The following is a 21182-nucleotide window of genomic DNA, read 5'->3' on the forward strand; positions in this document are numbered from 1 at the left end:
TTCAAGTTACTCAAGTCATTCATTCTTTCGAGTCATACGGCGTCACGCTCACAATATGACTGCGCTCACTATAGTTTTATCCAAATCTTATGTACAATGGTCTCATACAATTTCGCCGGTAAAGGAGTTCCTCTATGATTCAAAGAAGACCTTGGCACGGTGTAGAGTGGTCATTATTCATCGTGTTGACCGGCTCCGTACTGCTTGGCCTGCTCTATGCGCTGCTCCATATGAATGAGAATGAACATAGCAACATTTTTCTTACCCTGTGTGCCCTGCTGCTTTCCTACGGCCTGCCGTTTCTGTTCTGGCGACCTAACTACATCCATACAACACTGTACCCAATTTCCGTTCTGCTGACAGGGATTCCTCTACAAATCTATCTATCTTGGATGCAAGAAGACGCTTACCTTACTATTAATTGCCCATTAATGGTCATCGGATTCCTAACCGATCGAAAAAATGCCTGGTGGGCCGCCCCGATCTCGCTCGTCGCCATGCCTGTCGCCTACTTCCTGATCCTTCACATGGGCATGGGGGTCGGCGAATTGTTCAGCGTCATCCTGAATGCCGTGCTGTTCTACGCGATCGGTTTAAGTTTACAGCGGGTGGTTACTTCGAATGAAAAGACGGAGAAGCTGCTGGCGGAGAACCAACGTCAATACCTGCTCATCCACGAGCAAAATAACGCCCTGGAGCAGTACGCCAACCAAATCGAACAGCTGACGCTGCTCGAGGAACGCAATCGGATGGCGCGCGAGCTGCACGACACGGTTGGCCATACGTTCACCTCCGTGATCATGGGCATGGATGCCGTCTCTTATCTGATCGAAGCGGCTCCCGACAAAGCCAAAGAGAAGCTGGACGTTCTGCGCGGCGTTACACGCAACGGCTTGGAAGAAGTCCGTCGCAGCATTCATCAGATGGTGCCCAAAGAGGGCGATATGCTGCTCTCGCAACAATTAACGAGGCTGGCGAACGAGTTCGCCCTGCATACCGGGACGCAGATCCGGTTCACGACGGCCGGCGAAGAATACGAAATTCCGAAGCAAACCAAGCTCTCCCTCATACGCTGCTTGCAGGAATCGTTAACGAACGCCAAGCGGCACGGACGTGCCACCTCGGTCGAAGTTACGCTCAGCTACAAGGGTGACGGGGTCGGCATCCGGATCGAAGACGATGGTGTCGGGACGGACCAGCTCAAAGTCGGCTTCGGCATCAATGCGATGCAGGAGCGGATTTTCGCGCTGCAGGGCACCTTGCAGGTCAGCTCAGCCGCCGGGCAAGGGACGATCGTGGAATGCTCCATTCCCGCCAAGCGCCTGCCGTCGATTTGAGCCTTACCTGTTGGCACGCCGCTATCGCGATGCTGCCCCCTAGCTTGAATCCATGCGCTTTAGCACGGCTAGCGGGCGGTGGTACACGGTGGTACAATATGGATACACATGCTTATCATGCATAGGAGGAACCCGCGTGAGTCAAACACCGCTGAAACTGCTCCTGGTCGATGATCAGGATTTAATAAGAGAAAGCCTCCACATCGTGCTGGGGATGGACCCGGACATCGACGTCGTGGGCTTGGCCGAGAACGGCCGCATCGCCCTCCAGCAGTGCGAAGAGCATCGCCCGGATGTCGTCCTGATGGACATCCACATGCCCGTGATGGACGGCGTCGAAGCTACCCGTCAGATCAAAGCGGCTTGGCCGCAAACGCGCGTCATCATCCTGACGACTTTCCAGGAGATTACCTATGTCGTGGACGCGTTGGGCGCCGGAGCCGAGGGATATCTGCTCAAAGCGATCCATCCGAAGGATTTGGCGGCCGGCATCAAGTGGGTGCATCAAGGCGGCACCCTCATCCCGCAGGATATCGCACGCATGCTCGTTGAGCAGGCCAGAGGCGCCGCCGAACCGTCATCGCGCGATGCCGAGGCGAAGCCGGCGGGCGAGGAGGCTTCGCGCACCGACGCCTACGGGCTCAGCGAGCGCGAGGTGCAGGTGCTGCAGTGCATCGCCGACGGCCTCAACAATAAGGAAATCGCCGAGAAGCTGTTCCTCTCCGAAGGAACCGTCAAAAATTATATTTCCAGCATCTACTCCAAGATGGACGTCCGCGACCGCGTGCAAGCTTCCAAGAAGGCTCACGAGGAAGGAATGCTGTAAGACCGAAGAAGCGGTGCAGGATGAGCCCTAGCTCATCTTGCACCGCTTTTTTGGGCATATTTAGGTACCAGGTCCTTTCGACCACAACCGCACCATAGCGGAATGACACGACCTTATCTACGCCAACTCCGCTGTCCGAAGCCCCATATGGAAATACAGTACCTTATTCGTTACGCAGCACTGCATTTTGGGCCTAACTCGAGGGAATAGCGAACAATATTTTCCTCTCGATTACCCAAATTGCAGCTGTTTCCCTCGAATAGCGCACTGCATTTCCACTTCTGCCAAATCGCCCTGGCTATTCAAAGAGCCTCTCCAGGAAGCCCTTTTTCCTTTTGCGAATCTTCCGGTAGCTTTTCACACGGGAATACGTCGGCTGCGGCTCCTCGACAGTCTGACCCTCGCCCATGAGCGTCAATGAGGTGAACGGAGCCTCATGTATCCCCTGTATGACCACCCGCTCCGCGTCTGCCTGCGCGTCCTCCTGCCTGCCCGTAACCCGATGGATGATCTGCTCATAGAGCTTTGTTTCCATCTGATGCTTCATCTGCCGCATCAAGTACTCTTCCTGCTTCGTATGGATTTCAAGGTGCTCATGAAGCTGAGCCTGCAGATCCGCCACCTGCGCTGCAAGCAGTCTGACAGCTTTCTGCAAAGCCATCACATGCCGTTCTCCGAGCGGTTCATCTGCGTCAAACTCAAGAGAGTCCTCGCCATTCTCTGCAAGCAGCGCACTCAGCTCTGCAGGCGTCATGAGCTTCTCTTTCTTCATGTGCACCCTCCATTTCCGTTTCATGCAGCCTTCCCCGGCTGCCGCTTACTTCATCCTATTGTACATGAAGTTGAAGAAATGTTCACCTTTATCTGAATCTTTTCAACTGCGGACCCGTGATGAATATCGACCACCCCATTGACTTCCATAGACGCATCCACTATCCTTGGGCTTATTCATTATTCATATTCGACTAAACCTAGGATTCGATCCTGAAGGAGTGCGCTTCCCATGCACATTGAAGCTCCGATCCGGAAGAAGCCGCGCATGCTGGAGCAGTTCCTCATTCCTTTCGCGAAGTCGCGTGCCTTCCCTTATATATGGCTCAGCCAATTGATATCCATGCTGGGCGGCTCGGTCACAACCGTTATTTTACCCATGGTCGTTTATTCCATCACCGGCTCGACGACCATGATGGGTCTGGTCATGACCGCTTACATGCTGCCCTACGTCCTCATGCTTCCCCTGTCGGGATGGATTGTAGACCGGTATGATCGCGTCAGGATCATGATGCTTACGGACATCGTTCGGTTCATCGTCATGTTGGCGATTGCAGCGCTTATCTTCACCGGGGCCTTGTCCATAACCGTGCTTTTCGGACTGGTCGCCATGTACGGTCTGATGGAAGGGCTGTTTCATCCGGCCTATTCCGCCGTGCGAGCAACAGTGTTCACACCGGATATCCGCAATGCGGCTAACGCCCTGACCCAAATGAGCCATCAAGGCGTCCGGATTATCGGACCGGTCCTCGGCGGACTTATCGTTTCAACGGTATCCGCCAGCTACGGGTTCGGTTTGGATGCGCTAACCTATTTAATCTCCTATCTATGCCTGCTGCTGCTTGTGAAAAAATCGTTATATAAGTTAAAATCCAAGCATGAAGCCGTCCAATCGAACGCCTCCTTCTCGTGGAAGCGGGAACTGCTGGAGGGAGTGACCATCCTCAAAGGACATCCGTGGCTTTGGATTACGATTCTGGCCTTCTGCTTCGTCAACATTTGCTACAACGGTATTATTGTCATCCTTGTTCCATGGCTGTTCAAGGTCCATCTAGGACTTGATCCGCTCATATACGGGATCGGGATCACCTGCTCAGGGGCTGGTGCCATTACCGCCGCCGTTATTTTCGGGTCGCGAACGCAGTGGCTGCACCGGGGCATATTGGCCTACGGCGCTGTCATTCTGAGCGGTGCTGCGCTGCTGGCCATGCCTTTCACAGCTTCGCCCGTTCTGCTCTCGCTGCTCATGGCGATCGAAGGCTTCGGGCTCATGATCTTCGGCCTGATCTGGGAGACCAGCCTGCAGGAGCTTGTCCCTCCGGAAGCTTTCGGGCGGGTGGTCAGTCTGGATCTGCTTGGCTCTTTCGCCCTGCTGCCGTTGAGCTATGCGCTAGTGGGCTGGATCGCCGATCAAATTGGGGGTACCATCACGATCACCCTTTTCGCCCTGCTCGGCCTAGTCATCGTAGGGGGCGTGCTGTGCGTGCCGGCAATACGGCGGTTCCAGTAACACGGCGAGAAATACAGCCATCGTTCAAACACCCTGAAAGCTACCAAAAAACCCCAAGCCAGCAAATCTGGTTTGGGGTTTTCCTTATTTATGGTAAATTCGACGTTCCCATCAAATACCGGTCAACCTCACGGGCCGCTGCGCGCCCCTCGTTAATTGCCCAAACGACAAGGCTCTGTCCGCGGCGCATGTCGCCGGCGGCAAACACGCCTTCCACGTTTGTGGCGAATTTGCCGTACTCGGCTTTCGCATTGGAGCGCTCATCCTGGACAACGCCAAGCTGATCCAGCACCGTGTTCTCCGGTCCTGTGAAGCCCATCGCGATCAATACCAACTGCGCCGGATACACTTTCTCGCTGCCCGGCACTTCCACCGGAACGAACGCGCCTTTCTCGTTCCTCTGCCACTCGATCAGCACCGTATGCAGCTCCTTCAGATTGCCGTCCTCATCTCCCACGAATTTCTTCGTGTTAATTAAGTACGTCCGCGGATCCTCGCCCTGCACCGCCGCCGCTTCCTGCTGGCCGTAGTCGACCTTCAGCACCTTCGGCCACTCCGGCCAAGGATTGTTCGCCTGACGCGTCTCCGGCGCCTTCGGCATGATCTCGAACTGCGTCACGCTCTTGCACTTATGGCGCAAAGACGTGCCCACGCAGTCCGTTCCCGTATCGCCGCCGCCGATGACGATGACATCCTTGCCCTCCGCCGAGATGAACTCGCCATCGGCGTGCTCGGAATCCAGCAAGCTCTTCGTATTCTTGCCCAGGAATTCCATCGCCAGATGGATGCCGCGGAGCTCGCGCCCTTCGATCGGAAGGTCGCGGCCCTTGGTGGCTCCGCCGCACAGCACGATGGCGTCGAACTCTTCTTGAAGCTTCTCAATCGGATAGTTCACACCGACGTGAGCGCCGGTGATGAACGTAATCCCTTCCGCTTCAAGCAGGTCTACCCGGCGCTGGACATACGCTTTGTCCAGCTTCATATTCGGGATGCCGTACATGAGCAGTCCGCCCACGCGATCGGCGCGCTCGAAGACGGTGACCCAGTGTCCGGCTTTGTTCAGCTGCGCGGCGGCAGCGAGTCCGGAAGGCCCCGAGCCGACCACGGCCACCTTCTTCCCCGTGCGAACTTCCGGCGGCTCCGGCTTGATCCAGCCTTCGGCGAAGCCTTTGTCGATAATCGCCTTCTCAATGCTTTTGATCGTTACCGGCGTGTCCTTCAAGCCCACCGTACAGGAGCCCTCGCATGGCGCCGGGCACACGCGGCCTGTAAACTCCGGGAAGTTGTTCGTCTTGTGCAGACGATCCAACGCTTCCCGCCATTGCCCGCGATATACCAGATCATTCCACTCGGGAATGAGGTTATTCACCGGACAGCCGGCGGCCATGCCGCTAATCATGGCTCCCGTGTGGCAGAACGGAATGCCGCAATCCATACATCTAGACCCTTGCGTCTGCAATTTATCATCCGTCAGCGGCGTCGCGAATTCTTTCCAATGGCCGATTCGAGTCAGCGGTTGGGCTTCAGCCGCCACTTCACGGCGATGCTCTATAAAACCGGTTGGTTTACCCATGAACGTATAGTCCCTCCTATAAGCTTTGCTTCAGCAAAGCTTGCGTCATAAGCCTGATCTGATTCGTTAGTTTCCGCCAACACGGGAAACATCCCGCATATTCGCCTCGAAAGCAACCATGATCGCTTCCTGCTGGCCAAGTCCGGAGCGCTTCACCTTCTCGATGGCATCAAACATCCGCTTGTAGTCCTTCGGAATCACCTTCACGAACTTCCAAACGTATTCATCCCAGTGCTGAATGACGCGGTGGGCCACGCTGCTATCCGTAAATGTCGCATGATGCTGAATCATCGTTCTCAGCTCGTTCATTTCAAATGCTTCCTCTACCTGCTCAAGAAGAATCATCTCTTTGTTCACCTTGTCGGCGAAATCGCCTTTCTCATCCAGCACGTACGCGATGCCTCCGGACATCCCGGCGGCAAAGTTGCGGCCTGTGGAGCCGAGAACGACGACGCGCCCGCCTGTCATATACTCGCAGCCGTGGTCGCCGACGCCCTCGACAACCGCACGCACGCCGCTGTTTCTCACGCAGAAGCGTTCGCCCGCAATCCCCCGGATATAGGCATCGCCGTCCGTGGCGCCGTAGAACGCCGTATTCCCGATAATCACGTTCTCCTCCGGTACGAAAGAAGCCTCAGACGGCGGGAAAATAACCAGTTTGCCGCCGGATAATCCCTTGCCCACATAGTCGTTGGCGTCTCCCTCCAGGGACAGCGTCATCCCCTTCGGCACGAAAGCACCGAAGCTTTGACCGGCGGAGCCGTTAAAGTGCAGACGGATCGTATCGTGCGGCAGTCCGTCCGCGCCGTGGCGGCGCGTCACTTCGCTCCCGACAATCGTGCCGACGACACGGTTCGTGTTGGCGATCGGCAGAATCGCATGCACATGCTCCTTGCGTTCAATCGCCGGCTCGCAGAGCTCCAGCAGCTTCGTCATATCCAAGGAGTGGTCCAAGCGGTGGTCCTGCGCAATCTGGCAGAAGCGGCCCACGTCTTCGCCGACGTCCGGCTGATGCAGCAGAGGTGCAAGGTCGACGCCCTTCGCTTTCCAGTGAGCGACAACCTGCTTGGATTCCAGCACGTCCGTGCGTCCAACCATTTCCTCGATGGTGCGGAAGCCGAGCTCAGCCATTAACTCACGCACATCCTGCGCGATGAAGGTCATGAAGTTGACGAGATGCTGCGGATCGCCGGCGAATTTCTTACGCAGCTCCGGATTCTGCGTGGCAACGCCGACCGGACATGTATCCAGGTGACACACGCGCATCATCACGCAGCCGATCGTAATCAGCGGCGTCGTCGCGAAGCCGAATTCTTCGGCGCCCAGCAGCGCAGCTACGACGACGTCGCGTCCCGTCATCAGCTTGCCGTCCGTTTCTACCGTAATCCGGCTGCGCAGATTGTTCAGCACGAGCGTCTGATGCGTCTCCGCCAGACCGAGCTCCCACGGCAGTCCGGCGTGACGGATGCTCGTCTGCGGCGACGCGCCCGTCCCCCCGTCGTAGCCGGAGATCAGCACAACGTCCGCCTTCCCCTTGGCAACGCCGGCCGCGATCGTGCCGACGCCCACTTCGGAGACGAGCTTGACGCTGATCCGGGCGCGCGGGTTGGCATTCTTGAGATCGTGGATCAGCTCAGCGAGATCCTCGATCGAATATATATCATGATGCGGCGGAGGCGAAATCAAGCCTACCCCCGGCGTAACGCCGCGAACCTCGGCCACCCAAGGGTACACCTTGGTGCCCGGGAGCTGCCCGCCCTCGCCGGGCTTCGCGCCCTGCGCCATCTTGATCTGAATCTCGTCGGCATTGACGAGATAATGGCTGGTGACGCCGAAGCGGCCCGAGGCCACCTGCTTGATTGCGCTGCGGCGCAGGTCGCCGCCCGCATCCGGTGTGAAACGCTCCGGATGCTCGCCGCCCTCGCCGGTGTTGCTCTTGCCGCCGATGCGGTTCATCGCGATCGCGATCGTCTCATGCGCTTCCTTCGAGATGGAGCCGTAGGACATGGCTCCCGTCTTGAAGCGCTTGAAGATCGACTCGACCGGCTCCACCTCATCGAGCGGAACCGGCTGGCGCCCCGCTTTGAACGTCAGCAGCCCGCGCAGCGCCATATATTTCTCATCTTCGCGCTTGATCAGCTTCGCGAAGCTCTTGTACATGGCGTAATTATTCGTGCGCACCGCCGTTTGAAGGGCATGCACCGTCTCCGGCGTATAGAGATGATCCTCCCCGTCTCTGCGCCACTGCAAGTCGCCGCCGGTATCGAGCACCTTGTCGCGCCCCTCCTGCTCCGAGAAAGCACGGTGATGGCGCTGCTCGGCTTCTTTGGCCACAACATCGAGACCTATACCGCCAACCGGGGTAAATGTCCATGTGAAATACGCATCGACCAGCTCTTGGCTGAGTCCGATCGCCTCGAAGATCTGCGCTCCCCGATAGCTTTGAATCGTGGAGATGCCCATTTTGGCAAGCACTTTCACAACGCCTTTGGTTACCGCCTTCAGGTAGTTATATGTCGCTTTATCCCGATCCACGCCGACAAGCTGATTGCGGCGGATCATATCGTCCAGCGTCTCCAAAGCGAGATACGGGTTGATTGCGCCGGCTCCATAGCCCAGCAATAAGGCAAAATGATGCACTTCGCGCGGTTCGCCCGACTCCACAATCAAGCTGACCTTCGTCCGCGTGCCTTGGCGAATCAAGTGATGGTGCAGTCCGGATGTAGCCAATAGCGCCGGAATAGGCGCCATGCGGCCGTCAACACCGCGATCGGAGAGAATGAGCAGCGCAGCGCCATCCTGAATCGCTCGATCCGCTCCGTTATAGAGCGCCTGCATCGCCGCCTCCAAGCCGGCTGCTCCTTGCCCCGCTTCGAACAGAATCGGCAGCGTGACCGTCTTGAAGCCGTCACGCTGAATATGGCGCAGCTTCGCCAACTCTTCATTCGTGATGAACGGCGTTGTCAGCCGGATCTGGCGGCAGCTTGCCGGCTCAGGCCGGATCAGGTTGCGCTCAGGTCCGATCGTCGTACCCTGCGCCGTAATAATTTCCTCGAAGTTCGCATCGATCGGCGGATTCGTCACCTGGGCAAACAATTGCTTGAAGTAGTTGTACAGCAGCTGCGGACGGTCCGACAATACGGCCAGCGGCGCATCCGTCCCCATAGAGCCGATCGGGTCTACCCCCGTCTTAGCCATAGGCTCCAGAATTTTGCGGAGCTGCTCGAACGTGTAGCCGAATGCCTGTTGGCGCTGAAGAACCGTTTCATAATCGGAACCGAGCACGATCGGGGCTTCTTCCAACTCCTCCAGAGAAATTAGATGCTCGTTCAACCAGTCGCGGTACGGCTGTTCGCCGGCGATGCCGCTTTTGATCTCCTCATCCGCGACGATACGGCCTGCTACCGTATCCACGAGCAGCATCCGGCCCGGTCTGAGGCGATCCTTGTACAGCACGCGCTCCGGCTCGATGTCCAGCACGCCGACTTCGGAAGCCAGCACGATCAGATCGTCTTTCGTCACATAATAACGCGACGGGCGCAGACCGTTGCGGTCCAGAATAGCGCCGATTTGGCTGCCGTCCGTGAACGCGATGGCCGCCGGGCCATCCCATGGCTCCATGAGCGTGCTGTGATACTCATAGAACGCCTTCTTGGCATCGTCCATCGACTCATGCTTGGACCATGGCTCAGGAACCATCATCATGGCCGCATGAGGAAGCGAACGCCCGGAGAGCATGAGAAATTCGAGCGTATTATCGAACATTTGCGAGTCCGAGCCATCCGTATCAATAATAGGAAGAATACGTTTGAAATCTTCGCCGAACAGCTCCGAATCGCACATCGCCTGACGTGCGTACATCCAATTCACGTTGCCGCGCAACGTGTTGATTTCGCCGTTATGAATCAAATAACGGTACGGATGGGCGCGCTCCCAGCTCGGGAACGTGTTCGTGCTGAAACGGGAGTGCACCAGCGCCAGCGCCGTAGCCACTTTCTCGTCCTGCAGCTCGACATAGTAGGCGTCGACCTGCTTGGGCGTCAACATCCCTTTATATACGATCGTTCTGCTAGACAAGCTAGAATAGTAAAATTGCGCATGCGAAAGCGACGCTTTGATAGCGTTCTCAGATACTTTACGTATGACGTATAGTTTCCGCTCGAAATCCAGGTTGCTCGTCATGCCCGCGCCTTCTCCAATAAATACCTGGCGTACATAGGGTTCTGCCGACTTCGCGGATTCTCCGAGCGAGCTGTTGTCGGTGGGAACCGTCCGCCAGCCCAGGAATTGCTGACCTTCCTCGCCGACAATGCGTTCGATGATTCTCTCGCATGCCTGGCGCTCCTCCAGATTTTGAGGCAAGTAGACCATACCTACACCATAGTGACCCGCCGCCGGGAGCTTCATATTCTCCTGCTCACAAGCCGCCTGGAGGTAAGCATCCGGAATTTGCATCAGAATCCCCGCGCCATCGCCTGTGTTCTGCTCGCTTCCTTGACCGCCGCGATGATCCAAATTGCAAAGCACACGAAGCGCCTGCTTGACGATTTCATGCGATTTCACGCCTCTAATATTCGCTACGAAGCCAATACCGCAGGCATCACGCTCGAACTGAGGATCATACAATCCTTGCTTGGGAGGTAACCCGTTTTTGGTCATGTTGTGCAACCTTTCTTTTCTGGTTTTTGGACGCGCTTTGTCCAATGTACGCTTTAAAGTATTAAATTGTCGAAACGTGATGGCGCGCATTTCATCAAAAATAGGAGAATATAAATTGATGAAATAGTCTCAATATTTTTTATATTATATTAACACCAGAAATAGTATAGTTCAATGAAAATGTAAAGGTTTTCATTTTAATATTTTTATCATTTTTCACTAGTCTGCCCCCGCTCAAGGTCCGCCGCCGTCACCGCGATCCGCCTGCCGGCCTTCGTGACGCAATTGCCTTATTCTCCGCTTCGGCCGGCTTATCGAATGAAGGAACGCTTACTCGCCCGATATCCGCCAATACCGCATATTTCCCCTTTTTCCAGCGACCTCCACCTGCCTGGCGACGCCGCAAGCGCCAAGGCTCCGGGGGCTTGTCGTGCATGTTTTACGCATCTTTTTCATACGCTCAAGATAGCAAACTTTCTATGTTTCATGCTATGATAGCTAATGCGCTGCATTGAAACATTCATCCAGATTTCACAGCCTAGGAGGAACGCTGCTTTGAGTCTACAGCATACTTTTTCGACTGGGATGATTTGGGAGCCCCTATATCAGTGGCAAATTCCAGCCCATCCGGTTGAAGTCCAGCTTTTCCGATCGCAGCCGGTTCGCCGCTTGAAGTTCTTGCATCACTTCGGAGCTTCGGCGTTATTCTCGCCAATGACCCATTCGCGGTTCGAGCACACCGTCGGCGTATGGTCGCTGATGGCTCACTTTTGCCCGGACGAACTTCATTTGCGCGTGGCGGCACTTTTGCACGATATCGGGCACCTGCCCTTCTCTCATGCGGTGGAACGAACGCTCGGTTACGACCATCACCTGCACACGGAGCGATTGATCTTGAACGGAACGATTGCCGATATTTTGACGGAGCATGGCATTTCTCCGGCAGCGATTGTGTCCATCCTGCATCAGGACAGTCCTTTAACGAATAAAACGCCCCTCATGGGTTTGGACCATTTGGACAGCTTTCTACGGGATACATATTACGCCGGCCAGCAGCAGCTGCCGCCTTCCGAGCTGGTCCGACAACTCCGCCTGCGCGGGAACTATATAGAAGCTAATGAAGAAACGGCTGCCGCACTCGTTCATGCCGTCGTGGAAGACCACCGGATATTCCTCAGTCCGCCGTTCCTTGCTATGGATGCGCTGCTGGCCAAAGCGGCCGCCCATCATTGCGAGTCCAATCCGGGCATGAGGGAGCTCCTGCCTTCCCTTGTCGACCATGAACTGATGCAAGAGCTGCTGGGAAGTACGAATCCCGTCGCCAAAGACATCATGCATGTCCTGATGTACGAGCCGCATCGCATCCAGATTATGAACGAACCGGTCAAGGGCAGTATCGAAGTGAATATTCGCAAAATATATAAAAAACAACCGCTAATCGGCGATAAACCCGCTTCCGAGGCAAGCTTCCAATGTGCCGTGAAATTGGCGGAGCTTGATTCCCTAAGCGCCACCTATTTTTTTACGATATAATCATACTTAGATCTTCAGAGGGGACTGGCCCAGCTTGGCAAAACTATATTTCCGTTATGGCACGATGAACAGCGGTAAATCCATTGAAGTACTGCGCGTGGCGCATAATTATGAAGAACAAGGCAAGAAAGTGCTGCTGTTGACATCGGTCGTAGACGACCGCTTCGGCGTCGGCAAAGTCGTCTCCCGCATCGGCATGCAGAAGAACGCCATTGTCGTAGACGACCAACTGGATATGATGGCGTTAGCGCAGAAGGAGCTCCCTAACTGCATATTGGTCGATGAAGCGCAGTTCCTTAATAAGGAGCAGGTCGCCCAGCTCATCGCGATCGTCGATGATTTGAACATTCCCGTTATCGCCTACGGACTCAGGGCTGACTTCATGGGGCAGCTCTTCGAAGGAAGCAACGCGCTGCTGGCTGCGGCCGACACGATTGAAGAAATCAAAACGGTCTGCTGGTACTGCGACAAGAAAGCGATCATGAATATGCGCTGTAAGGACGGAGAACCTATTTTCCATGGCGAACAAATTCAAATCGGCGGGAATGAAAGCTATGTTCCTGTCTGCCGCCAATGCTATGCAGGCAAACGTAAAGCAACTTTAGGCGCCTAGCTGCAGGGATTTCCTCGCAGTCAGCGTCTAAACTATCGAAATGGTTGTCAAAGAAAGGTGAGTTCCTTGCGAAAAAAACGGATTTTGCTCCTATCTGAGGGCTTCGGGAAAGGTCATACACAAGCCGCACATGCGCTGTCCGTCGAGCTGCGACAAAGCTCATCGGAAATCATCACGCGAGTGATCGAGCTTGGCGCTTTTTTGCACCCTACCATCGCACCTTGGATCTTCTCGGCATACCGCCGCACGGTGACTTCACAGCCCAAACTCTATGGTATGCTTTACCGCAATCAATATAAGAAATCGTTAAGCCGTATGGCAGGCCTTGTGCTGCACCGGATGTTTTATTCGCAAACCAAGGCAATCATCCAGCAGCTCAAACCGGATATCATCGTGTGCACGCACCCCTTCCCCAGCATCATCGTCTCCCGTCTGAAACGTGCCGGGCTTCAGGTGCCCTTGTTCACGGTCATTACGGATTACGACGTGCATGGCACATGGGTCGATCCCGCCGTGGATAAATATCTCGTCTCCACATCGCTCGTTCGGGAGCGGCTGATTGCCCGCGGCGTGCCGGAGACGCACATTGAGGTAACGGGCATCCCCGTTCATCCGAACTTTCACCTCGAACACAGCAAAGTGCAAACCCGCAAGCAATTCGGGCTTAGCGCAATGCCAACGGTCATGGTGATGGGCGGCGGCTGGGGCGTCTTCAAGAAGGAGGAGAAAGAAGAGCTGCTCTCCTATCTGGCCTCCTGGAGCAAAGATATTCAGCTTCTCATCTGTTTGGGAACGAACGAGAAGGCGCGCCGGCAGCTTATGGAGGAAGAAGCCTTCCGCAAGCCTAACATCCACCTGATCGGCTATACGAACGAAATTAATAAGCTCATGGACATTTCGGACCTGCTTATCACCAAACCCGGCGGAATGACCTGTACCGAAGCGATGGCCAAAGGGATTCCGATGCTGTTCTACAGCCCCATTCCCGGTCAGGAAGAGATGAACTGCCAATATTTCCAAGAGCAGGGCTACGGTCAAATGATTACATCGCTGGAGATGATCGATCATTGGTTCAAGCTGCTGCTTGAACAGTACCCGGAGCTGTCGCAGCGCCGGAATTCGATCCGCAAAAGTCGAAAATTCGGAGCGCAAGACTGCTCCAAAGCGATCATGCAATATCTGAAGTTATCGGAGAAGCGCCCTTATCTGCAGGCATCATCAACAACACCGCTCATACAATGGTATTAACCATGTATAGGGCGGTGATTTTTTTTGAATCCCATTCAGCGTTTTGGCAAACCGTCCATTTTCGTGTATTTGCTCGTATGGTTCGTCGGCAGTCTCTGGATGATGGCGATTCTCGGCAGCGGGGAAGTCCAGGGTAAGTTTCTGGGTATTCACTTGGAGGCTTATCGGGCTTACGCCAGCTTCGGCTTCGCCGGGGCACTCGGCGGCGCGCTTTACGGGCTGCGCATGTTTCATGAGCATTATCACGATCTTACCGTCCAATGGATGTACTGGTATTTCATGAGACCGATCCTCTGCTTCGGTTCGGCGATCATGACGATCATTCTGTTCGAAAGCGGGATCCTGCTTCTGCAGGTCGGGGACTCCATGTCAGCGCGCATATCGGTGGCTTTCCTGACCGGATACGGCTACGGCAAGTTCATGGAGAAAATCAAAGCCCTTACGACAACATTTTTCAACGGGAATGGGAATGGAAATAACGGCGGGAACGGCAATGGAAACGGGAATGGGAGCAGTGATGGAGCGCCGCCGAAGTCGTGAATTCCTTTCATGGGAATTGGAAACGCTAGGTGTACTACACCCATTAAGGAGACATCATGAAAATACTTGCAGCTTTGTGTGTTTGTTTGTTTTTGATGCAGCCCGTCGCTCTCAGCGCCGCTCCGAAGAAGGACCGCACTTATTATGAAACGCGTGGGGATATTGTGTGGGAAGTGAACACGGACGAGAAGGTGATCGCCCTGACGTTCGATGACGGACCTCACCCGAAATATACGGCGGAAATTCTCGATCTTCTGAAGCAGTATGAGGCGAAGGCCACATTTTTCGTTGTCGGCAACAAGATCAAGCTCTACCCGGATGTTCTGGAGCAAACGGCGCAGGCTGGACATGAGATTGCCAATCATACATACAGCCATGCTTATCTAAGCCGGAAGACCAACATCAAGAAAGAGCTGACCACGACGGAGGAGCTCATCGTGGAGAAGACGGGACGGCGCAGCCAATTGTTTCGTCCGCCCGGAGGCTTCTATAATGAGCGGCTTGTCTCCACTGTGAAGGATGAGGGGTACACCATGATTATGTGGAGCTGGCAATTGGATACGAAAGATTGGGATACCCCCGGGGTTCGCCGTATCGTCAACAGTGTGCTCAAAAATGTGAAGAACGGCAACATCGTGCTGTTCCATGATTATATCGAAGGCCCGACCCAGACGATCGAAGCCCTCAAGGTCATTCTTCCGGAGCTACACAGCCGAGGCTACAAAATGGTCACCGTATCCGAGCTTCTGTCATATAACAAGGCTATTCCGGCCAAAATCCATTAAGACAGCACGCGCTTAGCTTTAATAAAACGGTCCTTCCAGGCACCGTCCAGCTCCGATACGGTCACGCCTATCCCCGGGCGGAACGTATGGAGCATCAGCCCGCCACCGATGTATACGGCGACATGGCCGATCCGTTCGGTGCCTTGCCTGTTTCTTCGTTTGGGCGTGGTGAAAAAGATGAGATCGCCTTCGCGCAGCTCGCCGATCGACACTTCGGTCCCCCGCTGGCTCATCTGTCTGGAATCGCGAGGCAGCTTGACCTCTTGGGTGCCGAAGAGATACTGCAAGAAGGACGAGCAGTCGAACGATTCGGTCTGCCCCGCTTTCGCACCGAATACGTAAGGGGTTCCCAGATAGTCCATCCCTTTGGCAATGAGCCGTTCGGCTTTGCGCTTCCAATCCGGCTTCTTCTCGCCCGATGCGGCCAAGAGCTCGAACCGGGCTTTGATCTTCATGATTTCTGCGGAGGGAAGATTCACTTTCTTCACATTCGCGACGGGGTCGTCTCCATCGCCGATATACTCCTTCACAGGCTTCTTCTCAGGCGGCGCCGAGCTGCTTGCGGAAGGAGCCTTTTCGGATTCCGGCGCGTTCCCGGACGGCTCCGGACTTGCAGCCGTCTCCAGAGGCGCGGCGGCAGTCGGAGCAGGCAGCGCAGTTGGCTGTGCTTTCATGGATGCCGGCACTTCCGGTAAGTGTGTAGGCATAGCGGTATGAACCGCCTCCTTGTGCCCACTTGTCGCAGCGGATACCCTCTCTTCCATCACGGGAGAGGGGCCAAGTGGCTGGGCTGAATCATCTATCGTCGGCGGAGTCGCCTTATCCGTATTGTTCGACGGGAAGTATGCCGCGCTGAGCGTCATTTGTTCCGGGTTCTGCAAAGTAAAGCCGATCAGCACTGCAAGCGCAATCACTAGTGTAGATAACATATGCTTGGGGGCTAACATGTCTAACCTCCTGTATGTGGCAAGTATACCCATACCATTCTCGGCATGACGGCAAGGTCAGGGGGTTGACAGGCAGGAAAAAAAAGCCTTACCGTACGCAGTTCAACTGCCGGTAAGGCTTCTTGTTATTTCGGTGCATCGAAGGTATGTGCCTTCGTCCAGTTAACACCGCCGTTGCCGGTGGTATACATCACGCTTGGCTGCTCGTTGTCATTCGTAATCATCCAGCCTTGATTCGCGTCAGCCATGGCCAGCAGCAGCTCGCCGTAGCCGGTGAACGTCTCTTGGCCGTTCACCCATGTTTTGCCGCCGTCCTTCGTCCATCCGACGGAGTTCGGCTTGTCGCAAGCCGGGCACTGGCCGCCCATGAACGCGACGTCGGGGCTCACGACGTAGAGCGGACCGGGCTTCGAGCCCGTATTCTTCGGCCCTGAAGTGTCTCCCGCAGGGAAGCCGGGGGCCGGTCCGCCGCCGGCGGTGCTGTTCGCGAGCACCGTCTGCCAGATCTTGCCTCCATCCTTGGTGTGGAACAAGGAGTACGAGGTCTGCGTCATCCCCGATTCGCCGATGAGCTCCACCCAAGCATCGTTCGCTCCGGCAGAACGGATCACGGTTCCCGTAATTCCGGCCGCGGTCTTGCGGGACATCACGCTGTTCCACGTTTTCCCGCCATCCTGGGTGCGAAGCACCTCCACGGTGTCTTTGCCCGGTTTGACGGCCCATCCATTCTTGGCATCATGGAAATAGGCGTCTCCTGCAATGCCCTCCGGTACCGGCATCGTGCTCCAGTTCGCTCCGCCATCCACTGTATGAGCGTTGCCGCTGAACGCTTCCGATTTGGAAATAAAATGGAAGAATGCGGTATTCGGCACTTTACCGGCGGATGCCCAATGCTGCCCGCCATCCTTCGTGCTGAGCAGCTTGCCGTCTTGTCCGACGCTTGCCCAAGCCTCTTGCCCATTCAGCGCGAACAATTGCTTGATCTCGCCGTTTCCTTCATATTGAATCTGCCACTGCTTGCCGCTATCGGTTGTATGTGCAATCCATCCTTTGCCGCCGATCCAGCCGGATTTGGCATCCGCCAAACGAACAGCCGTTACGCCGGTCATCGCAACCTTGGTTGGTTTATCGCTGGTTCCCGCAACAGGCGTTCCTGCCGGAGAAGCCTGCGGCGATTGGGTTGCAGCCGGCGTCTCCGTCGCTTGCACGGTAGGCTGCGGCGTTGCCGAAACGTCCGCGGCACCGTTCGCTGCTCCCGAGGATTTACAGCCGGTAAGAGCCAGCATGAACAGCAGGGCCACAACAGGTACATTTTTCTTCAACATGATCTTCACTCCTTGCGCTTAATAACCTTCGTCCCTCACTATTACTGACGTAATCTTTCATCAAAAAGTTGAGGCTGCCAGGCTTCTTCCTATACCCAATTTTAGTATGCCCCATCTGGGCAAATTACCCAAACGCCTCCCTGCGAAAATAGAAAGTAGGCATGACTCCTCTTCTTCATGAATACAATCCAATCAAGGAGGGGGGACTTTGATACGGAAAGGAAGAGGAATCGGCCAAAGACTTATGTGGGATAAGAAGGAATTCACGTTGATGATCATCCCTGGCGCCAACCGCCGTACCGTAAGATTCAAGCTTCCGCACAGTAGCCTGTATATTGTGCCCAGCGTGATCCTGCTCGTGCTGTTTGGTTTCTTTGTCACGATTTACTTGATGAATACGTACGCCCACCGCACTAAGGACCACATGCAGCAAGCATTCGATGGACAAGAACGGCAACTGGTTAATCAAATTACACTTAAAAATAATGAACTGGAACTGCTGCAAGCCAATTTGATTGACCTGTCTCACCAAGCGGATGAGTTTAAGGTTAAGCTCGAGGAAATTAAGAAACTCGACCATGTCCTGCAGCTGATGAGCGAGTCCGAAGAGCCGAACAGGACAAGCAAAAAGCTGTCCGCTCTAAGCGAATCGGCTGGAGGCGGACCGGATGTCGGCGGCACCGACATTCCCGTTACCTCGGAAGAGGTGTCGCAGCTGATGAGTTCTACCAGACAAGGGCTTTCCACATTGGTCGGCGATATCAACACGCTGCTGGTCAATCTCAGCGAGTCCGAGGCTCGGCTGAAGCAGGCCGACTATTTGCGCAGCATCACACCGACGCTATGGCCGGTCACGGCCCACAGCCAGACCTCGGGCTTCGGCATGCGCCGAGATCCGTTCACGGGGAAGCCCTCGATGCATACGGGGCTTGATCTCGACGGCGAGATCGGCGATCCCGTCTATGCGACGGCCGCCGGCAAAGTGACGGAGGCCGGCTTCGACAACGAGTTCGGCAACCGGATCATCCTCGATCATACCCGTGGCATCCAAACGGGTTACATGCACTTGCATAAAATTCTCGTGAAACGCGGAGAATCAGTAACGAAAGGTCAACAGATCGGACTTCTTGGCTCCACGGGCCGAAGCACAGGCTCCCACCTGCATTATGAAGTGCAGAAGAACCGCGTCCCCATTGACCCGACCCCCTATCTCATAACGAACAGAAAGGATGAACGCTAATGCTCGGAAGCTCGAAATCGAAGCGCATCGATGCCAAAACAACCGATACGCTAATCGGCGGAAGCACGATCTGTGAAGGCAAGATCATGTCCGAGGCCAGCCTCCGCATCGAGGGCCAGATGCAGGGCGACATCGAATGCGCCGGCGACATTACGATCGGCGAGAATGCCGTCGTTCACTCCAACATCCAAGCGCGCGATGTCATCGTGGCCGGCAAGGTCAAAGGCAACATCCAAACCAAAGGCAAGCTCATCGTCACCAGCTCCGGCGTGCTGGTAGGGAACATCGATGTCCGCTCCTTCGTCATTCAGGAAGGCGGAGTCTTCCAGGGTAGCAGCGCCATGCAGCTCTCGGCGGTGGGCGATAAGGCCGGCGGCAGCGGCGGCAAGGTGATCGATGCGAAAGCGCATAAGCAGCAGAAGAGCGAGCAGCAAGCGGTTTCCGGCGGCAACTAAGGAAAGAAGCTGTCCCTGGGGTCCTTTCGGACCTGAGGGGCAGCTTCTTCTACTGGTGTGAGGTCAACTAAGCGGTCCCGTTGGCCTTTTTATGATGAAAAAGAGAGATTCTTCTCGAGCTCCAGTAAGTAGGCTAAGCTTGTTGCCAGACTATCGAGCGGACTTCCCGGGCAGTAGTCCTGTTCCACAGCGAACCATTCCACGCCATGCTGCAAGCCCCACTTCAGAATCGGAGCAAAATCAATGATACCCGTACCGAGTTCAGCGAAATATTGCCGTCCGTCGGAGGTCATATCTTTCAAATGCAGGATCGGCATCCGGTAGGCATACTGGCTGATGAAGGCCAGTGGGTCCTGACCCGCCTTTTGCACCCAATACGTATCGATCTCTGGATACACGGCCGGATCTTCCAGCAAATATTCGAGCGCAAACTTTCCTTGAATGGTCGTATGAAATTCAAAATCGTGATTGTGATAACCGACCCGGTAACCCCGTCCGCCTACTTGAGCGGCAACTTGCTGCAAATCGCTTCGCACGCTGAGATAGCCCTCCGGATTCTGCAGTCCATTCGGCAGGGAATGGCAAATCAGGTCTTGGGTATCGAACAATCGGGCTTCCTCCAATACCGCTTCAAGATCGTGCTTCATCCGCTCTAAACCAACGTGCATCCCCGCTGTGCGTAGTCCGGTTTCCTTCATAACGGCGGCAATGTCTGCCGCGGGGTACCCATGCAATCCGTCGATTTGGACGGCTGCCCAGCCCATCTTTTTCAGATCCTTAAGTACACCTGGAAAGTCCTCCTTCAGCTCGTTCCTTAATGTATATAACTGGGCTGCCAGCATGTGTCTGATCATTCCGCGATCTCCTCCCTTTCCAAGTTCAGCCACGCAAGCTCGTGCGATGAGAATGTAATCTGCATAGCGTCTATGGAAGCATGCAGCTCTTCATGATTTTTCGGACCAATGATTGCACCGGTCGGAAAAGGCTGATTCAGCACATAGGCTAGAGCAATTTGAATCGGAGTGACGCCTTTGTCCGCGGCAAGCTTGGCCGCACGCCGGTAGCGCTCCCAATTGGCTTCGCTATAATAAACCCTCACCATTTCATCATGGGCCCGATTATCCGGCGTAAAAGCACCTGAGAAAAAACCTCCGGCCTGCGACGACCACGCAAGGAGCGGCAGCTGATTGCCTGTATGCCAAGCGCAGGTCTCTGCATCCGCCGACACGCAGCCTTCCCATCGAGGCTCATTCGGCTTGGCCAAGCTGAGGTTCGGGCTGCTAAATGTAAACCCGGTTAGCTGATGGGCCGCGGCGTATTCATTCGCTTCCTGAATGCGGCGGTACGACCAGTTGGAAGCCCCGATCGCCTTGATGCGCGAAGCGCGAATGTGTTCATTCAATTCTTCCATAATCGGACCTACCGCCACATCCGGATCATCGCGGTGAAGAGCGTACAGATCGACGTAATCCGTGCCCAGCCGCTCCAGACTTTCCATGAGATCGTGGCGAATCGCTTGCGCATTCACCCTCGGGCCTGGACTACCGTCGTCATGATGAGCTCCCTTGGTGAGAATGACGACGTCTTGGCGAAGTTTCTTTTCCTCCAGCCATCGGCCGAGAATGACTTCTTTATTTCTATATTGATGAGCCGTATCAAAGGTATTGCCGCCCGCGCGCAGATAAGCATCCAGCATCAAACGCTCAGGCTCCTCCAGTTTACGCAAATCCCCCGTCCCCATCAGGATGCGGGAGATGGCCTTGTTCACACCCTGTATATGCATATAGTTCATTATGATTGCTCTCCTTCGAACGTCCGAT

The 21182-nt window shown here is 55.2% G+C and carries 17 protein-coding genes; 10 read left to right on the forward strand and 7 right to left on the reverse strand.

The window, feature by feature from the left end; translation table 11 throughout:
* The first annotated feature begins 134 nt into the window (after positions 1 to 134).
* Both PUT07_RS06425 and PUT07_RS06430 read left to right on the forward strand, forming a co-directional pair.
* The gene (locus PUT07_RS06425; RefSeq protein ID WP_274466993.1) at positions 135 to 1337 is read left to right on the forward strand and encodes a sensor histidine kinase; all 1203 of its coding nucleotides are present in this window, start codon (positions 135 to 137) and stop codon (positions 1335 to 1337) included.
* 88 nt (positions 1338 to 1425) lie between these two features.
* The gene (locus PUT07_RS06430; protein ID WP_274466994.1) at positions 1426 to 2163 is read left to right on the forward strand and encodes a response regulator; all 738 of its coding nucleotides are present in this window, start codon (positions 1426 to 1428) and stop codon (positions 2161 to 2163) included.
* Between the two features lie 298 nt (positions 2164 to 2461).
* Here the strand turns inward: PUT07_RS06430 and PUT07_RS06435 are convergent, their stop codons facing one another.
* The gene (locus tag PUT07_RS06435; protein ID WP_274466995.1) at positions 2462 to 2935 is read right to left on the reverse strand and encodes a hypothetical protein; all 474 of its coding nucleotides are present in this window, start codon (positions 2933 to 2935) and stop codon (positions 2462 to 2464) included.
* A 231-nt stretch (positions 2936 to 3166) separates the two neighbouring features.
* On the opposite strand from PUT07_RS06435, the gene PUT07_RS06440 reads away from it, so the two are divergent.
* Positions 3167 to 4444 (forward strand): MFS transporter, encoded by a 1278-nt coding sequence (locus PUT07_RS06440; RefSeq protein ID WP_379239621.1) that lies wholly within the window; start codon positions 3167 to 3169, stop codon positions 4442 to 4444.
* Between the two features lie 88 nt (positions 4445 to 4532).
* Here PUT07_RS06440 and PUT07_RS06445 read toward each other — a convergent pair whose 3' ends face one another.
* Positions 4533 to 6017, reverse strand: a complete 1485-nt coding sequence (locus PUT07_RS06445) for a glutamate synthase subunit beta (RefSeq protein ID WP_274466996.1) — start codon at positions 6015 to 6017, stop codon at positions 4533 to 4535.
* A 66-nt stretch (positions 6018 to 6083) separates the two neighbouring features.
* Positions 6084 to 10676, reverse strand: a complete 4593-nt coding sequence (gltB, locus tag PUT07_RS06450; RefSeq protein WP_274466997.1) for a glutamate synthase large subunit — start codon at positions 10674 to 10676, stop codon at positions 6084 to 6086.
* A 555-nt stretch (positions 10677 to 11231) separates the two neighbouring features.
* Between gltB and PUT07_RS06455 the strand changes: the two genes are divergently transcribed.
* The 5 genes from PUT07_RS06455 to PUT07_RS06475 all read left to right on the forward strand — a co-directional run bounded on the left by PUT07_RS06455 (position 11232) and on the right by PUT07_RS06475 (position 15395).
* Entirely contained in the window at positions 11232 to 12209 is a 978-nt protein-coding gene (locus tag PUT07_RS06455) for an HD domain-containing protein (protein ID WP_274466999.1), read from the forward strand.
* 34 nt (positions 12210 to 12243) lie between these two features.
* Entirely contained in the window at positions 12244 to 12822 is a 579-nt protein-coding gene (locus PUT07_RS06460; RefSeq protein ID WP_274467000.1) for a thymidine kinase, read from the forward strand.
* Positions 12823 to 12888: 66 nt separating this feature from the next.
* On the forward strand, positions 12889 to 14070 hold the full coding sequence (locus tag PUT07_RS06465) for an MGDG synthase family glycosyltransferase (protein ID WP_274467001.1): 1182 nt from the start codon (positions 12889 to 12891) through the stop codon (positions 14068 to 14070).
* 24 nt (positions 14071 to 14094) lie between these two features.
* Positions 14095 to 14610 carry a hypothetical protein gene (locus tag PUT07_RS06470; protein ID WP_274467002.1) on the forward strand — a complete coding sequence of 172 codons (516 nt, stop codon included), beginning with the start codon at positions 14095 to 14097 and terminating at the stop codon, positions 14608 to 14610.
* 56 nt (positions 14611 to 14666) lie between these two features.
* Positions 14667 to 15395 carry a polysaccharide deacetylase family protein gene (locus PUT07_RS06475; protein ID WP_274467003.1) on the forward strand — a complete coding sequence of 243 codons (729 nt, stop codon included), beginning with the start codon at positions 14667 to 14669 and terminating at the stop codon, positions 15393 to 15395.
* Here the strand turns inward: PUT07_RS06475 and PUT07_RS06480 are convergent.
* On the reverse strand, positions 15392 to 16342 hold the full coding sequence (locus tag PUT07_RS06480) for a C40 family peptidase (protein WP_274467004.1): 951 nt from the start codon (positions 16340 to 16342) through the stop codon (positions 15392 to 15394). The genes PUT07_RS06475 and PUT07_RS06480 overlap by 4 nt on opposite strands.
* A 125-nt stretch (positions 16343 to 16467) precedes the next feature.
* Positions 16468 to 17667 (reverse strand): hypothetical protein, encoded by a 1200-nt coding sequence (locus tag PUT07_RS06485; RefSeq protein WP_274467005.1) that lies wholly within the window; start codon positions 17665 to 17667, stop codon positions 16468 to 16470.
* A 208-nt stretch (positions 17668 to 17875) separates the two neighbouring features.
* Between PUT07_RS06485 and PUT07_RS06490 the strand changes: the two genes are divergently transcribed.
* Together PUT07_RS06490 and PUT07_RS06495 are read left to right on the forward strand one after the other, a co-directional pair.
* Positions 17876 to 18907, forward strand: a complete 1032-nt coding sequence (locus PUT07_RS06490) for a M23 family metallopeptidase (RefSeq protein WP_274467006.1) — start codon at positions 17876 to 17878, stop codon at positions 18905 to 18907.
* The gene (locus PUT07_RS06495) at positions 18907 to 19362 is read left to right on the forward strand and encodes a bactofilin family protein (protein WP_274467007.1); all 456 of its coding nucleotides are present in this window, start codon (positions 18907 to 18909) and stop codon (positions 19360 to 19362) included. Before PUT07_RS06490 ends, PUT07_RS06495 begins: the two co-directional genes overlap by 1 nt.
* A gap of 89 nt (positions 19363 to 19451) precedes the next feature.
* Here the strand turns inward: PUT07_RS06495 and PUT07_RS06500 are convergent, their stop codons facing one another.
* Both PUT07_RS06500 and PUT07_RS06505 read right to left on the reverse strand, forming a co-directional pair.
* Entirely contained in the window at positions 19452 to 20216 is a 765-nt protein-coding gene (locus tag PUT07_RS06500; RefSeq protein ID WP_274467008.1) for a sugar phosphate isomerase/epimerase family protein, read from the reverse strand.
* Entirely contained in the window at positions 20213 to 21154 is a 942-nt protein-coding gene (locus PUT07_RS06505) for an aldo/keto reductase (protein WP_274467009.1), read from the reverse strand. The genes PUT07_RS06500 and PUT07_RS06505 overlap by 4 nt, the downstream gene beginning before the upstream one ends.
* Positions 21155 to 21182 lie beyond the last annotated feature (28 nt).

Origin of the sequence: Paenibacillus sp. MAHUQ-63 (genome assembly GCF_028765165.1) — a bacterium.
GTDB lineage: Bacteria > Bacillota > Bacilli > Paenibacillales > NBRC-103111 > Paenibacillus_E.